15 protein-coding genes and 1 pseudogene are annotated in these 13,147 nt (G+C 65.4%); 8 read left to right on the top strand and 8 right to left on the bottom strand.

The window, feature by feature from the left end; translation table 11 throughout:
• Positions 1-18 precede the first annotated feature (18 nt).
• Together BEK68_RS26365 and BEK68_RS07695 are read right to left on the bottom strand one after the other, a co-directional pair.
• The gene (locus BEK68_RS26365; RefSeq protein ID WP_259393700.1) at positions 19-147 is read right to left on the bottom strand and encodes a hypothetical protein; all 129 of its coding nucleotides are present in this window, start codon (positions 145-147) and stop codon (positions 19-21) included.
• The gene (locus BEK68_RS07695) at positions 144-1,361 is read right to left on the bottom strand and encodes an MFS transporter (RefSeq protein WP_012435488.1); all 1,218 of its coding nucleotides are present in this window, start codon (positions 1,359-1,361) and stop codon (positions 144-146) included. Before BEK68_RS07695 ends, BEK68_RS26365 begins: the two co-directional genes overlap by 4 nt.
• A gap of 148 nt (positions 1,362-1,509) precedes the next feature.
• Here BEK68_RS07695 and BEK68_RS07690 point away from each other — a divergent pair, with 148 nt between their 5' ends.
• From BEK68_RS07690 to BEK68_RS07675, 4 genes are all read left to right on the top strand, one after another.
• Positions 1,510-2,454 carry a LysR substrate-binding domain-containing protein gene (locus BEK68_RS07690; RefSeq protein ID WP_012435487.1) on the top strand — a complete coding sequence of 315 codons (945 nt, stop codon included), beginning with the start codon at positions 1,510-1,512 and terminating at the stop codon, positions 2,452-2,454.
• 65 nt (positions 2,455-2,519) lie between these two features.
• Entirely contained in the window at positions 2,520-3,218 is a 699-nt protein-coding gene (locus BEK68_RS07685) for a 2-hydroxychromene-2-carboxylate isomerase (protein ID WP_012435486.1), read from the top strand.
• A gap of 3 nt (positions 3,219-3,221) precedes the next feature.
• On the top strand, positions 3,222-4,049 hold the full coding sequence (locus tag BEK68_RS07680; protein WP_012435485.1) for an isocitrate lyase/PEP mutase family protein: 828 nt from the start codon (positions 3,222-3,224) through the stop codon (positions 4,047-4,049).
• A 77-nt stretch (positions 4,050-4,126) separates the two neighbouring features.
• Positions 4,127-5,290 (top strand): MFS transporter, encoded by a 1,164-nt coding sequence (locus tag BEK68_RS07675; protein WP_049768044.1) that lies wholly within the window; start codon positions 4,127-4,129, stop codon positions 5,288-5,290.
• Here the strand turns inward: BEK68_RS07675 and BEK68_RS07670 are convergent.
• A complete protein-coding gene (locus BEK68_RS07670) occupies positions 5,283-6,185 on the bottom strand; it encodes a LysR family transcriptional regulator (protein ID WP_012435483.1) in 903 nt (300 codons plus the stop codon). The genes BEK68_RS07675 and BEK68_RS07670 overlap by 8 nt on opposite strands.
• A 109-nt stretch (positions 6,186-6,294) precedes the next feature.
• Here BEK68_RS07670 and BEK68_RS07665 point away from each other — a divergent pair, with 109 nt between their 5' ends.
• Together BEK68_RS07665 and BEK68_RS07660 are read left to right on the top strand one after the other, a co-directional pair.
• On the top strand, positions 6,295-7,176 hold the full coding sequence (locus BEK68_RS07665) for an MBL fold metallo-hydrolase (protein ID WP_012435482.1): 882 nt from the start codon (positions 6,295-6,297) through the stop codon (positions 7,174-7,176).
• 25 nt (positions 7,177-7,201) lie between these two features.
• A complete protein-coding gene (locus BEK68_RS07660; RefSeq protein ID WP_012435481.1) occupies positions 7,202-7,897 on the top strand; it encodes a DsbA family protein in 696 nt (231 codons plus the stop codon).
• 11 nt (positions 7,898-7,908) lie between these two features.
• Here BEK68_RS07660 and thpR read toward each other — a convergent pair whose 3' ends face one another.
• From thpR to pcaH, 3 genes are all read right to left on the bottom strand, one after another.
• The gene (thpR, locus tag BEK68_RS07655) at positions 7,909-8,577 is read right to left on the bottom strand and encodes an RNA 2',3'-cyclic phosphodiesterase (protein WP_004626746.1); all 669 of its coding nucleotides are present in this window, start codon (positions 8,575-8,577) and stop codon (positions 7,909-7,911) included.
• Positions 8,578-8,638: 61 nt separating this feature from the next.
• The gene (pcaG, locus tag BEK68_RS07650; RefSeq protein WP_012435480.1) at positions 8,639-9,334 is read right to left on the bottom strand and encodes a protocatechuate 3,4-dioxygenase subunit alpha; all 696 of its coding nucleotides are present in this window, start codon (positions 9,332-9,334) and stop codon (positions 8,639-8,641) included.
• Positions 9,334-10,083 (bottom strand): protocatechuate 3,4-dioxygenase subunit beta, encoded by a 750-nt coding sequence (pcaH, locus tag BEK68_RS07645; RefSeq protein WP_012435479.1) that lies wholly within the window; start codon positions 10,081-10,083, stop codon positions 9,334-9,336. Before pcaH ends, pcaG begins: the two co-directional genes overlap by 1 nt.
• A gap of 93 nt (positions 10,084-10,176) precedes the next feature.
• On the opposite strand from pcaH, the gene pcaQ reads away from it, so the two are divergent.
• Entirely contained in the window at positions 10,177-11,121 is a 945-nt protein-coding gene (gene pcaQ, locus BEK68_RS07640; RefSeq protein ID WP_012435478.1) for a pca operon transcription factor PcaQ, read from the top strand.
• A gap of 65 nt (positions 11,122-11,186) precedes the next feature.
• On the opposite strand, the gene BEK68_RS07635 is transcribed toward pcaQ, so the two are convergent.
• On the bottom strand, positions 11,187-12,575 hold the full coding sequence (locus BEK68_RS07635; protein ID WP_012435477.1) for an L-cystine transporter: 1,389 nt from the start codon (positions 12,573-12,575) through the stop codon (positions 11,187-11,189).
• 31 nt (positions 12,576-12,606) lie between these two features.
• Here BEK68_RS07635 and BEK68_RS07630 point away from each other — a divergent pair.
• Positions 12,607-12,951, top strand: a pseudogene (locus BEK68_RS07630) (altronate dehydratase); the annotation flags it as partial.
• Between the two features lie 19 nt (positions 12,952-12,970).
• Here the strand turns inward: BEK68_RS07630 and BEK68_RS24775 are convergent.
• The coding region (locus BEK68_RS24775) for a DUF2182 domain-containing protein (protein WP_139111348.1) at positions 12,971-13,147 on the bottom strand (177 nt) is incomplete at its 5' end.

The following is a 13,147-nucleotide window of genomic DNA, read 5'->3' as shown; positions in this document are numbered from 1 at the left end:
TCGAGCTAGTGCGTCGCCCTATCCGCAGAAGGACGCCAGCGTCACAAAGGAAAGTGCGCCTTCCGGGGTCAGCCACGCCGCAAAGATCAGGGCGGCGCCGGCCGCTGCCAGCGCCCAAGCCATCCATGTTTTGAACTGTGCGTTCACGCGGGTTGCGCCACCGGCGTACGCACGAGTTGGCGATCGTCGATCGGCCAGTGCAGCAGCGCGGCCACCACACCGAGCGCCATGGCGCCAAACCAGATCGCGTCGTAGGAATGCAGGTGGTCGTACACCACGCCGCCCAGCCACACGCCCAGGAACGCGCCGATCTGGTGACCAAGAAATACGAAGCCGAACAGCGTGCCGATGTAGCGCACCCCAAACACCTGCGACAGCAGCCCGTTGGTCAGCGGCACCGTCCCCAGCCACAGCAGGCCCATCACGATGGCAAACGCATACAGCGTTGCGGGCGACAGCGGGAGCAGGATAAACAGCGCAATCGCCGCCGTGCGAATCAGGTACAGCAACGACAGCAGATACTTGCGCCGGAACAGCCCGCCCAGCGCGCCGCAGTAATACGTGCCGACGATGTTGGCGGCCGCAATCAGTGCCAGCGCGACCATGCCGTGGCGGCCGGTGAGCCCCTTGTCGAGCAGATACGCCGGCATGTGCGCACCGATAAAGGCGAGCTGGAATCCGCACGTCAGGAACCCGAGATTCAGCAGCCAAAAACCGCGGTGGGCAAAGGCCTCGCGGATGGCCGAACCCATGCTTTGCTGCGCCTGCTGCGCGGCGGCAGCCGATGTTCTCTCGCGCAGCGGCGCGGTCAGCGGCAAGAAGATCGCCATGACCACCGCCATGACGACCAGCGCCGTCACCCAGCCGACCGTACTCAGCAAGCCCTGCGCCGTCGGCACCATCACGAACTGGCCGACACCGCCCACCGCGCCCGCCACGCCCAGCGCCCAGCTGCGCCGCTCGGGCGGCGTCAATCGGCTGATCGCGCCATACACGACGCCGAACGACGTGCCTGACAGCCCGAGCCCGATCAGCCCGCCCGCCGACAGCGTGAAGCCCAGCGGCGTGCCAGCATGGGCCATCAGCAGCAACCCAAGCGCATAGACCACGATGCCGGCAACGACCACCTTGGCCGCGCCGTAGCGGTCGGCCAGCATGCCCGCAAATGGCTGTGCCGCGCCCCAGATGAGGTTTTGTAACGCAATCGCCAGTCCGAACGTTTCGCGTGTCCAGCCATGGCCCATCGTGACGGGCACGAGGAATAGGCCTTGCACGTGCCGAATGCCCAGCGCCACGCCGATCACCGCCCCGCCGGCCAATACCGGCAACCAGGGCGATTGCGTGAAAGATTTCGATGTCATGAGCGTTTTTCTCCGGTGTGACTGACATTCCAGCTTCGCAAGCGTACCGAATGCGCGTTGGGCTGGAATGTCGCCTGATGGCTTATTAAACTTCGCCCTACCCGGCTTCTCAATTGATCTTTGAGAACGCCTTGCATGAGGAAAACGCATGTTGACTCCCCTGGTTCGGTTGGCCTCCCTGGACTTGCTGCGCGGCTTCGTGGCGGTGGGCCGGCGCATGAGCATCACGCTCGCGGCCGATGATCTGTGTCTGACGCAATCCGCCGTAAGCCGCCAGGTGTCGGCGCTCGAAGAGGCGCTGGGCGTGAAACTGCTGGTGCGCGGGCACCGCTCGATCGCGTTCACGCCCGAGGGAGAACGCCTGTTCCGCAGCGCTGACAGCGCCGTGCAGCAGTTGCAGGACGCCATCGGGGCCATCCGCGTGGCGGCCGAACGCCGGCCAGTCACGATCACGGCCAGCATCGGCGTCACCGGCTTGTGGCTGCTGCCGCGCCTGGCGCGCTTCCAGCTGCAGTACCCCGACATCGACGTGCGCGTGGCCACCAACAACCGCCTCGTCGACCTGAAGAACGAGGGCATCGAGCTTGCCATCCGGTATTGCCCACCGAGCGATGCACCGCCCGGTGCAATCCGGCTGTTTGGGGAAACCGTTGCGCCGGTCGCGCATCCGTCGCTGGGGCTGCGCTCGCTGGATTCCGCCGAGGCGCTTGCCGGCCTGACGCTGCTCGACTTTGACGACCGCGACCTGCGCCGCCCCTGGCTCCAATGGACCGACTGGCTGGCCGCCGCCGGATGGAGCCACGCCAAGCCGCGCACCGTGCTGCGCTTCAACCAGCACGACCAGATCATCCATGCGGCGGTGGCCGGCCAGGGCATCGCGCTGGGCCGTCTGGAGTTGATCGCGCCGCTGCTGGCCGACGGCCGCTTGGTCACCGTACCGACCATCGCCCCCGGCGTGCGCAATACGCATGCGTACTGGTTGATCCAATCCGAGCCGAACCCGCGCCGCGACGTGCGCGATGTGGCTGCCTGGATCTGCTCGGAAGCTGCAACTCAGGCTACGCATGCGTCCGGCGCATCCGAACTTGCATGAAAGGCGTTTGAGCCCACAGGGCGGTCCACGTGTAATGCCGCCAACGACACCCCGTTGGAGGCCGCATGGACACCCTCGCCCGACCGCAGACAGCCCCCCGGCCTGCCGCATACAACGCCACGTGGGAAGCGCTCGTCCCCGCGCCCACCGTCGAGTTCTGGTTCGACTTCGCGAGCAATTACAGCTACCCGAGTGTGATGCGCATCGAGGCCGCCGCGGTGCAACACGGTGTGCGCGTGGTGTGGAAGCCGTTCCTGCTCGGGCCGAGCTTCCAGTCGCTCGGCTGGGCCAGTTCGCCGTTTGTGCTGCAACGGGCCAAAGGGCACTACGTCTGGCAAGACATGGCGCGCGAATGCGCTAAACACGGTTTGCCGTGGACGCAGCCGAGCACGTTTCCACGTGCGTCCGTCCTGCCGCTGCGTGTGGCGCTGCTCGGTGCAGACGCGCCGTGGGTCGGTGCCTTCTGCCAACGCATCATGCTGCGCAATTTCGCGCAGGACCGCGACATCCACACGCCTGACGCCGTGGCAGAAGAACTGACGGCGCTCGGCTTGCCGGTCGACGCCATCCTCGCTCAGGCACAGTCCGACGCAAGCAGGCTAGGCCTGCGCGAGCAAACGCACGCCGCGCAGATTCGTGGCATCTTTGGCGCTCCCACGTTCTTTGTCGGCGACGCGATGTTCTGGGGCAACGACCGCCTGGACGATGCGCTCGCCTGCGCCGTAGCATTGCAGTCCAATCCTGGTTCATATCACAGCGGATAACCCATGCCGACCCAGATCGAAAAAGCTCGTGCCTTCCGCGTACTGCACGAACGCAGCGGCACCTTCGTGATCCCCAACCCGTGGGACCCGGGATCGGCTCGGCTATTGGCATCACTCGGCTTCGAAGCATTGACCAGCACCAGCGCGGGCTTCGCGTTCTCGCGCGGGCTGCCTGACTATGGCGTTGCCCGCGACACCATCCTCGCGCACGTGGCCGATCTGGCGGCCGCCACGGACGTGCCCATGGCTGCCGACCTGGAAAACGGCTTTGGCGATGGGCCGGAAACGGTGGCCGAGACGATCCGCCTGGCAGGCGCCACCGGCATCGTCGGCGGCTCGATTGAAGATGCAACGGGCCGCGCAGATGCGCCCATCTATTCCCTGGAAGCTTCGGTCGACCGTGTGCGCGCGGCGGTGGAGGCTGCGCGGTCGCTGCCGTTTCCGTTCACGCTCACCGCACGTGCCGAGAACCACCTGCACGGCCGCAACGACCTGGCCGACACGATCCGCCGCCTGCAGGCTTTTCAGGACGCCGGCGCCGACGTGCTGTACGCCCCCGGCCTGAAAACGCGCGACGAGATCGCCACCGTGCTGCGCGAGATCGACCGCCCGCTCAACGTGCTGATGGGCTTCGCCGACGGCAACCTGAGCGTGGCAGAACTGACGGAATTGGGCGTCAAGCGCATCAGCGTGGGCGCCACGCTGGCACGTGTGGCCATGGGTGCGTTCCAGCGTGCAGCGGAAGAACTGCGCACCGCCGGGACGTTCAACTTTGCGCGCGATGCCGCCAGCGGAGCCAAGCTCAACGGCCTCTTTGCGCCGTTCGCCTGACGCTTGCCGCCGGGCAATCGCAACCAATCTTGGCATCCCCTCCAACCGACACCAAGCCGCCCGGCGGCCTGCGCCAGATGCCCGCCGGCATCTGGGTGCTCGGCTGCGTCAGCCTGCTGATGGACATCGCTTCCGAGATGATCCACAGCCTGCTGCCGTTGTTCATGGTGTCGGTGCTGGGCGCCAGTGCGCTGTCAGTCGGGTTGATCGAGGGCCTGGGCGAATCGACTGCGCTCATCGTCAAGATCTTCTCCGGCACGCTGAGCGACTACCTTGGCAAGCGCAAGGGCCTGGCGGTGTTCGGCTATGCGCTGGGCGCGCTGTCCAAACCTCTGTTCGCCATCGCGTCCACGGCCGGCATTGTGCTGACAGCGCGCCTGCTCGACCGCGTCGGCAAGGGCATCCGCGGGGCGCCGCGTGATGCGTTGGTCGCCGACATTGCCCCGCCTGCGCTGCGCGGCGCGGCTTTCGGGCTGCGGCAGTCGCTCGATACCGTGGGTGCGTTTCTGGGGCCGCTCCTGGCCGTCGGGCTGATGCTGCTCTGGGCCAATGACTTTCGTGCCGTGTTCTGGGTGGCCGTCGTGCCGGGGCTGCTCTCTGTTGCGCTGCTGATGTTCGGCCTGCGCGAGCCGCAAACCCACAACGGCGCCCACCGCACCAACCCGATCCGCCGCGACAACCTGCAGCGGTTGAACAGCGCGTACTGGTGGGTGGTGATGATCGGCGCGGTCTTCACGCTCGCACGGTTCTCCGAAGCGTTCCTGGTCCTGCGGGCACAGCAAGGCGGCATTCCAGTCGCGCTGGTGCCGCTGGTCATGGTGGCGATGAACGTCGTCTATGCACTCGCGGCATATCCGTTCGGCAAGCTCTCAGACCGCATGAGCCACACGAAGCTGCTCGCGCTTGGGCTGGTGGTGCTGATTGCCGCCGATGTGGTGCTTGGCCTGTCCGCTCACTGGAGCGTGGTCATCGCAGGCGTGGCGCTGTGGGGCGTGCACATGGGCATCACGCAGGGCTTGCTGGCAACCATGGTCGCCGACACCGCACCGGCCGACTTGCGCGGCACCGCTTACGGCGTGTTCAACCTGGTGAGCGGACTGGCGATGTTGGCCGCCAGCGTTCTGGCGGGCTTGTTGTGGGACAAGCTCGGCGCAGCCGCAACGTTCCACGCGGGGGTGGTGTTCTGCGTGCTGGCGCTTGGCATGTTGGCCATGCGAGGGAAGGCTTCCGGGATCACGTAACGTTCGGCTGCACCCTAAACCAGTCCACCAGAAAATCCAGCATGGCCCGCAGCGCCGACGGCATCTGCCTGCGCGAGCTGTACACGCCGTGAATGCCCAGCGCCTGCGGCACGTAGTCAGGCAACAAACGCACGAGTTGCCCGCTGGCGATCAGCGGCGCGGCAGCAAACACCGGCTGCAACGCAATCCCCGCGCCCTCTCGCGCCGCTGCCAGCAACACCATCGATTCATTCGCGCTGAGATTGCCGCCCACCGGCACGTCCGTCGGCGCACCCGTCTTCGCCTCGGTGAACTTCCACAGGCTTTTGCCGAAGTACGAATACGTCAGGCAGTTGTGAACGGCCAGGTCTTGTACGCGACGCGGCGTGCCATGCGCGGCCAGGTAAGACGGCGCCGCCACCACGACCGATTCGCACATGCCCAGCGGCCGCGCGATCAGGTTCGGGTCAAGATCGTTGGTAATGCGCACGGCCAGGTCGATGCGCTCTTCCACGAGGTTGATAGTGCGGTTATCGACTACCAGATCGACCGCCGTTTGCGGATAGCGCCGCAGGTAGGCCGTCACCGCCGCGCTCAACGTCTGCTGCGCCAGGGACTGCGCGCAGGCAATGCGCAGTAGCCCGCGCGGCGTATCGGCTTCAGGGCCTTCTGACACGGCCATCTGCGAAGCGATTTCCAGCATCTGGCGGCAGCGTGCAAGCGTGGCCTCGCCGGCGGGTGTCAGGCCGATGCGGCGCGTGGTCCGATGCAGCAGCCGCGCGCCGGACCATGCCTCCATTTGTGCCAGATAACGCGTGACCATCGCGCGCGACATGTCGAGCCCTTCGGCGGCCGCACTCAGGCTGCCGTGCTCGACGATCGCCACGAACACCTCGGCTGACGTAATGCGATCCATATTTGATCGATTGGCGAAACAAATATGCGCATCATAGGTGGTTTTTTGATCGGATCAAGCAACCTACAGTAGCGGCTTCGCAGAAATCACATCCGCCTGGAGAACCCCGATGTCCCTGCTCCGCACCTTGCTTGCCGCCGGCCTCGTCAGCGCCGGCCTTGTTGCCCACGCTGCCGCACCCGCGCCATTACATCTCGAGGTCTACAATCCCGGCGCCAAGGGCGTCTTCCCCGTGTCGTCGGAAATCATCACCGGCGCACACGAGGCGATCCTGATCGACGCGCAGTTCCAGCGCAGCGATGCGGAAGCCCTCGTGCAGAAACTCAAGGCCAGCGGCAAGACGCTCACCACGGTCTACATCAGCCAGAGCGATCCGGATTATTACTTCGGGCTGGATGTCTTCCGCGCGGCCTTCCCGAAAGCGAAGATCGTGGCCACACCGCAGACCGTGGCCGCCATCAAGGCTTCGATGAACGGCAAGCTCGCCTATTGGGGCCCGATCCTGAAGGACAACGCGCCCAAGGCGCTCGTGCTGCCCGATGTGCTGCACGCCGACCACCTGGCGCTGGAAGGCCGCACCATCGAGATCAAGGGACTGAACGGCCCGGACGCGGCACGCACGTATCTGTGGATTCCGTCGATCAAGACCGTGGCCGGCGGCGTGGTGGTCAACAGCGGCGACCACGTTTGGGTGGCCGACACGCAGACGCGCGAATCGCGCCTGGGCTGGTTGCAGACGCTGGACAACATCACAGCGCTCAAGCCGACGACCGTGGTGCCTGGTCACTTCACGGGTGCAATGCCAAAGGGGCTGGACGCGGTACGCTTTACCGCGGATTACCTGAAAACCTTCGAGGTACAGGCCGCCAAGGCCAACAATTCGGCAGAGCTGATCCAGGCGATGAACGCGGCCTATCCAACGCTGGCCGGCGATGCATCGCTGGAGCTGAGCGCCAAGGTCATCAAGGGCGAAATGAAGTGGCCGCAGTAAGCTGGTCTGCAACCTGGAAATCGACATGACGACGTTGCATTACATCTACGACCCGCTGTGCGGCTGGTGCTACGGCGCCGCGCCGCTGGTGGAAGCCGCGCGCACGGTGCCCGGCCTCACGATCGCCTTCCACGGCGGCGGCATGCTTGCAGGCCCGAACCGCCGTGCAGTGACGCCCCAGTGGCGCGATTACGTGATGCCGCACGACCATCGCATTGCCGAGATGACCGGCCAGCCGTTCGGCGAGACGTACTTTGAAGGCCTGTTGCGCGACACCACGGCGGTGATGGATTCGGAGCCGCCCATTACCGCCGTGCTTGCAGCGCAGGCGCTCGGCGGCCGCGGGCTGGACATGATCCATCGCGTCCAACGTGCGCACTACGAAGAAGGCCGGCGCATTGCCGATGTGCTGGTACTGCGCGAGCTTGCAGCGGAGATCGGCCTATCGCCCGAAGCATTCGATGCGGAATACGCGCGGCAAACCGGTGCGCTCACGCAGCAGCACATCGCGCAAAGCCGACAGTGGCTCGATCGAGTGGGCGGTCAGGGTTTTCCGACGTTTGCGCTGGAAGATGCCGATGGCCAACTGGGCATCATCGACGTTGGCCTGTGGCTGGGCAAACCGGAATCCTGGGCAGAGGCGCTGACGCAGCACATCGGCGCGCCTGCCCCGATGAACCAAGCCGATGGCCCTGTCTGCGGGCCGGACGGCTGCGCATAACAACGTGGCGCTCAGCCTTTGAGCGCCCAGCGGCCGAGTTCGTCGTAGCGCGTTTTGCCTAGCCAGCTATGGATGAGAACGAACTCGCGCACGGTCCACGTGATGGGCTCGACCGCTTTCGGCGCAAAGCCACCGCGGTCATACAACAGCGTGATGTGCGGCTTGAAATGCCCACGCGGCACCGGCACGGCGGCATGCTGGAGCGCCTCGCCCAGCGCCGCCTGAAACGCCATCAAACCGCCCACGCCCTCATCGCCCAGCAGCACAAACGGCCGATGATCGCGCCGGCCATGGAAGCTCACCACCTGGTTGAACGTGGCATCGAATGCCGGCAACGCGAGGCCGGCCGCTGCTGCACGCACACGCCCCACGACGTCGTCAGGCGGCAGATGAACGAAATCGCCCAGATGATGCAGCGTGACATGCAGGCGCTCCGTACGCAGCGCCTTGCCCTTGAAGCCCACGACGGGCCGCAATTGCTGGATCAGCCGCGCGATGCGCTCGGCGGTGTCCACGTCAGGCTTGATCGCCAGAAACAGGCGATGCGCGGGCAATTGCGGGGTGGCTTCGAATCCGGGAAGAGTGAGCTGGGTCACGGCAGGGTCGTCAAACGCCGGGCTGGCGATCCGCCCATTATCGACGCCCGCATGACGTCCCGCTGAAAGTCGTGTTGCTTGCATCAAAAACAACGCCCGGCGGTGTGAACCTGCCGGGCGTGGTCTCTTGGATGTGATGCGGCGATCAGATATCGAAGAAGACCGTCTCCGCGCCTCCATCCGGCGTGTCTTGCAGGCGCACGTCGAAGGTGTAGACCACCTCGCCGTTACACTCGCTGCGCTGGGCAATCAGCGTCTTGCGACGCACTTCCCACTCGATGCCGTTCAGCACCGGATCCGTGCCGTTGGCTGCAGCCTCGTCGCTGAAGTACACGCGTGTGTGCAGGCCAAGGTTGATGCCGCGCGCAAACAGGATCATGCAGATGTGCGGCGCCTGCGTGGTCCCGCTGCGGCCGGCCACGGCGCCCGGCTTGATGGTGTCGAAGCGATAGACGCCCGTATCGAAATCGGCGCCGGCGCGGCCCCAGCCGCGGAATGCCGGGTCGACAGGTTTGTCTTGCCGATCGGCCGGATGGGCGTATTTGCCGTCCGCGTTGGCTTGCCAGATCTCGATCAGCACATCGCGCACGAGCGAGCCGGAGCCATCGTAGACGCGGCCTTCCAACGCGATGCGTTCGCCGCGCGTGGCGGGCGTGGTCAGGACGCTGCCGAATTCCTTGTCGTAAATGTCGAAGCCGGCCTGGCGCGGTGCGAGGCCGATGTGCACGTACGGGCCGCCCGTCTGCGATGCGGTCTCGTTGAAATGCGCGAACGGCGGCGTTGTCGTCATGGCCGTTGCCTGCGCACGTTCGAGCGATTCACGCAGTGTGGTCGTGGTCATCACTTGGCTCCTTGCAGGGCGGGCACGGCGTTTTCGAAATGCGTGGCACGGCGGCCGCGCAGCGTGATGTCGAAGCGGTAGCAGCGGCTGTCGAGCGGCACGTGGTTCGCCGTGTCGTGCAGCGCGATCAGACCACGCACCTGCTCTTCGCTCGGGATGGTCTTGATGATCGGGCACTGCGCGATCATCGGATCGCCCTCGAAGTACATCTGCGTGATGAGGCGCTGGGCCCAGCCATCGCCCGAGAGCGAGTAATGGATGTGCGACGGGCGCCAATCGTTGATGCGATTGCGCCACGGATACGGGCCGGGCTTGATCGTGCGATAGACGTAGTAGCCGTTGGCGTTCGTCAGCATGCGGCCGCAGCCGCCAAAGTTCGGGTCGATCGGCGCGATGTACTGGTCTTTCTTGTGGCGATAGCGGCCGCCGGCGTTGGCCTGCCACACCTCCACCAGCGCGTTCGGCACGGGGCGGCCGAACTCGTCGCGCACGTAGCCGTGGACGATGATGCGCTCGCCGATCGGCAGGCCCTCCTTGGCGTAGTTGAGGATCAGATCGTTGTCGAGCACGCCGAGATCGTCGGCATGGAACACCGGTGCGGTGGTCTCGGACAGCGTATTCAGGGTGGAGATGAGCGCGTTGCGCGGCGAGCGCAGCACGCTGGTCTTGTAGCCGGGGGTCAGTGCGGGCGGATGCTGCGCGGTGTCGCGCTGGGCGAATTCACCAGTGCCGGAAAGCGGCAGGGTCATGGGGCGTCTCCTTATGAAATCGTGCAGAGACTGTATCGCCGACAAAAAGTGAAGTAAATTGACTTCTTATCGGAAAATCGATAACCCCAAGTTATGGAAAGTGCCCTCTCAGCGGATTTGCCGTCCCGCATCCGGTTTCGCCATCTGAGCTGCTTTGTCGCCATCGCGCAGGAGCGCAACCTGCGGCGCGCCGCCGAGCGGTTGCATCTGAGCCAGCCGGCGGTATCGAAAACGCTGGGTGAACTGGAGGCGCTGGCCGGCGTGCAGCTCGTGGAGCGCGGCCGGCAAGGCGCACGGCTCACTGCGGCTGGCGAGCAATTCCTGCGGCACGCGGTCGGCGTGACGCAGGCGCTGGAATCGGCCGCCGCCGCGCTGATGGGATCGACGGACGCATCCGCGCCGGTCGTGCATGTAGGCGCGCTGCCGACGGTGGCCAGCAGCCTGCTGCCCCGGGCGATTGCCCATTTGCACGCCCAGCGCCCGCATGCCGGCGTGCGGTTGCGCACCGGTACCAATGTCGAGCTGCTGACTGCACTCAAGGCCGGCGAACTCGATTTCATCGTCGGGCGCATGGCCGAGCCGGATCGCATGCAGGGGCTGTCGTTCGAGTTGCTGTATGCCGAGCCGCTGGCGCTGGTCGTCCGGCCCGGGCATCCGCTGTTGTCGCAGCCAGGCGCGTCGGCCTCGCTGCAGGCGGTGCTGGACTACCCGCTGGTGATTGCCACGCCGGGCACGGTGCCGCGCCATCACACCGAAGCGCTGTTCCAGACGCACGGGCTGCGCTTGCCCGCGGGCGTGACGGAAACGCTTTCGGTGTCCGTCGCACGGTTGCTGGCATGCCGATCCGATGCGGTGTGGATCACCCCCGAGCGCGCTGCGGGCGACGACCTGGCGCATGGTCAACTTGCCCGTCTGGACATTGCCACGTCCGGCACCAAGGAGCCCGTCGGCCTGCTGCGCAGAAGCGCCGTCACACCAAGCGAACTGGCCAGCGCGTTCATGGAACTGCTGACGGAGCTGGCGCAGACGCCCGACTGAGCCGCCCTGCGCTCAAAAAAAAAATGCCGACTCCATGGCCGGCATTTCTTATTTCGATGCGCAGATCAGCGGTGTGCCATCTCCACGTCATAGGCAGCATCGAAGACACTGCGATCAGTCTGCCCGAGCAACTGGCTGGTGATCGTCCCGGCGGTCATCGAGCCGTTGACGTTGAGCGCGGTACGGCCCATGTCGATCAGCGGTTCGATGGAGATCAGCAGTGCCACGAGCGTCACCGGCAAGCCCATCGCCGGCAGCACGATCAACGCTGCAAACGTGGCGCCGCCGCCCACACCCGCCACGCCGACCGAGCTGAGCGTGACCACCGCCACGAGCGTTGCAATCCATACAGGATCGAACGGGTTGATGCCCACGGTGGGCGCCACCATCACTGCCAGCATGGCGGGATACAGGCCTGCGCAGCCGTTCTGGCCAATGGTCGTGCCAAACGATGCGGCGAAGCTGGCAATCGACTCCGGCACGCCGATGCGCCGCGTCTGCGCCTCGATGCTCAGCGGAATGGTGGCCGCACTCGACCGGCTCGTGAACGCGAACGACAGCGCCGGCCAGACCTTGCGGAAGAAGCGAAGCGGATTGATGCCGTTGAGCGTGAGCAGCACGGCATGCACGCCGAACATGATCGCCAGACCCAGGTAAGACGCCACGACGAAACCGCCGAGCTTGATGATGTCCTGCACGTTGGACACGGCCACCACGTTCGTCATCAGCGCCAGCACGCCGTAAGGGGTCAGGCGAATGACGAGCCGCACCAGCTTCATCACCCAGGCCTGCGCGGTGTCGATGGCGGTCAGCACGCGCTCGCCCTTCACCGCATCATCCTTGAGCAGGTTCAAGGCAGCCACGCCGAGGAACGCCGCAAAGATCACCACGCCGATGATGGACGTCGGCTTGGCGCCGGTCAGTTCGGCAAACGGGTTCTTCGGAATGAAGGACTGCACCAGTTGCGGCACCGACAGGTCGGCCACCTTGCCGACATAGCTGTCCTGGATGGCGCTGAGCCGGGCGGTTTCCTTCGCGCCCTGCACCAGCCCTTGCGCCGTCAGGCCAAACAGGTGGGTGACGAACACGCCGACCAGCGCGGAGATCAGCGTCGTAAGCAGCAGCGTGCCGATCGTCAGCACGCTGATCTTGCCGAGCGACGCCGTGCTGTTGAGCCTGGCCACCGAATTCAGCACTGACACCAGCACGAGCGGCATGACGATCATCTGCAGTAACTGGATATAGCCGCCGCCAACGATGCCGAACCACGAGATCGACAGCTTGAGCGTCGCGCTGTCTTCGCCATAGATCAGATGCAGCGCCAGTCCGAACAGGATGCCCAGCATCATGCCCAGCAGCACACGTTTGGCCAGGCTCCAGCTCGCGTTCACACGGCCCAGAGCGATCAGGATGACGACGAACGTCGCGATATTGAGTAAGAGCGGAAGGTTCATGTTGCTTTGGTGTCGCACGCAGCGATCGAAAATCGTCTTCATGGACACACCCGGCTACGACCCCGTGTCGGCTACCGGCCAGGTCGTCGGCGGCGCCAACCTGATCTGCTTCACAACGGGCCGGGGGTCCACCTACGGCTGCAAGCCGGTGCGCTCCTTGAAGCTCGCCACCAACAGCGCGCTTTTCCGGCACATGGAGCTGGACATGGACTTCGATTGCGGCGGCATCGTCGATGGCCGCCTCAGCATTGCGCAAGCCGGCCAGACGCTGTTTCAGCTGATGCTGGCCACCGCCTCGGGCGATCGCACCAAGAGCGAACTCAACGGTCTGGGCGACAACGAGTTCGTGCCGTGGCAACTTGGCGCCGTCATGTAAGGCGTGTACTCGGCACGCCTCAGGGCAACGCGGCACGCAGCATCAAGAGCAATCCTGCCCCGATGGCAGCGACGCCAATGCAGCGGGCCATACGCTGTCCCGCAGGTGCCAGGCGCTCAAGCGTGATTGCCGCTGACACGGCAGCCATTGCGCGCAGATCCATCACGCCGGTCACCAACAGGATTGCCGTCAGCCC

This window comes from Ralstonia pickettii (assembly GCF_001699815.1).
Taxonomy (GTDB): Bacteria; Pseudomonadota; Gammaproteobacteria; order Burkholderiales; family Burkholderiaceae; genus Ralstonia; species Ralstonia thomasii.
The sequence above is the reverse complement of the archived record's forward strand: the minus strand, read 5'-3'. Positions and strand labels throughout refer to the sequence as shown.

What these genes read in the sequence shown, in the direction of transcription:
- BEK68_RS07670 (WP_012435483.1), bottom strand. Translation starts at nt 6,185, where the DNA reads ATGGATCGCATTACGTCAGCCGAGGTGTTCGTGGCGATCGTCGAGCAC.
- BEK68_RS07635 (WP_012435477.1), bottom strand. Translation starts at nt 12,575, where the DNA reads ATGAACCTTCCGCTCTTACTCAATATCGCGACGTTCGTCGTCATCCTG.
- BEK68_RS07690 (WP_012435487.1), top strand. Translation starts at nt 1,510, where the DNA reads ATGTTGACTCCCCTGGTTCGGTTGGCCTCCCTGGACTTGCTGCGCGGC.
- thpR (WP_004626746.1), bottom strand. Translation starts at nt 8,577, where the DNA reads ATGCAAGCAACACGACTTTCAGCGGGACGTCATGCGGGCGTCGATAAT.
- BEK68_RS07665 (WP_012435482.1), top strand. Translation starts at nt 6,295, where the DNA reads ATGTCCCTGCTCCGCACCTTGCTTGCCGCCGGCCTCGTCAGCGCCGGC.
- BEK68_RS07675 (WP_049768044.1), top strand. Translation starts at nt 4,127, where the DNA reads ATGCCCGCCGGCATCTGGGTGCTCGGCTGCGTCAGCCTGCTGATGGAC.
- BEK68_RS07695 (WP_012435488.1), bottom strand. Translation starts at nt 1,361, where the DNA reads ATGACATCGAAATCTTTCACGCAATCGCCCTGGTTGCCGGTATTGGCC.
- BEK68_RS07660 (WP_012435481.1), top strand. Translation starts at nt 7,202, where the DNA reads ATGACGACGTTGCATTACATCTACGACCCGCTGTGCGGCTGGTGCTAC.
- pcaH (WP_012435479.1), bottom strand. Translation starts at nt 10,083, where the DNA reads ATGACCCTGCCGCTTTCCGGCACTGGTGAATTCGCCCAGCGCGACACC.
- BEK68_RS07685 (WP_012435486.1), top strand. Translation starts at nt 2,520, where the DNA reads ATGGACACCCTCGCCCGACCGCAGACAGCCCCCCGGCCTGCCGCATAC.
- pcaG (WP_012435480.1), bottom strand. Translation starts at nt 9,334, where the DNA reads ATGACCACGACCACACTGCGTGAATCGCTCGAACGTGCGCAGGCAACG.
- pcaQ (WP_012435478.1), top strand. Translation starts at nt 10,177, where the DNA reads ATGGAAAGTGCCCTCTCAGCGGATTTGCCGTCCCGCATCCGGTTTCGC.
- BEK68_RS07680 (WP_012435485.1), top strand. Translation starts at nt 3,222, where the DNA reads ATGCCGACCCAGATCGAAAAAGCTCGTGCCTTCCGCGTACTGCACGAA.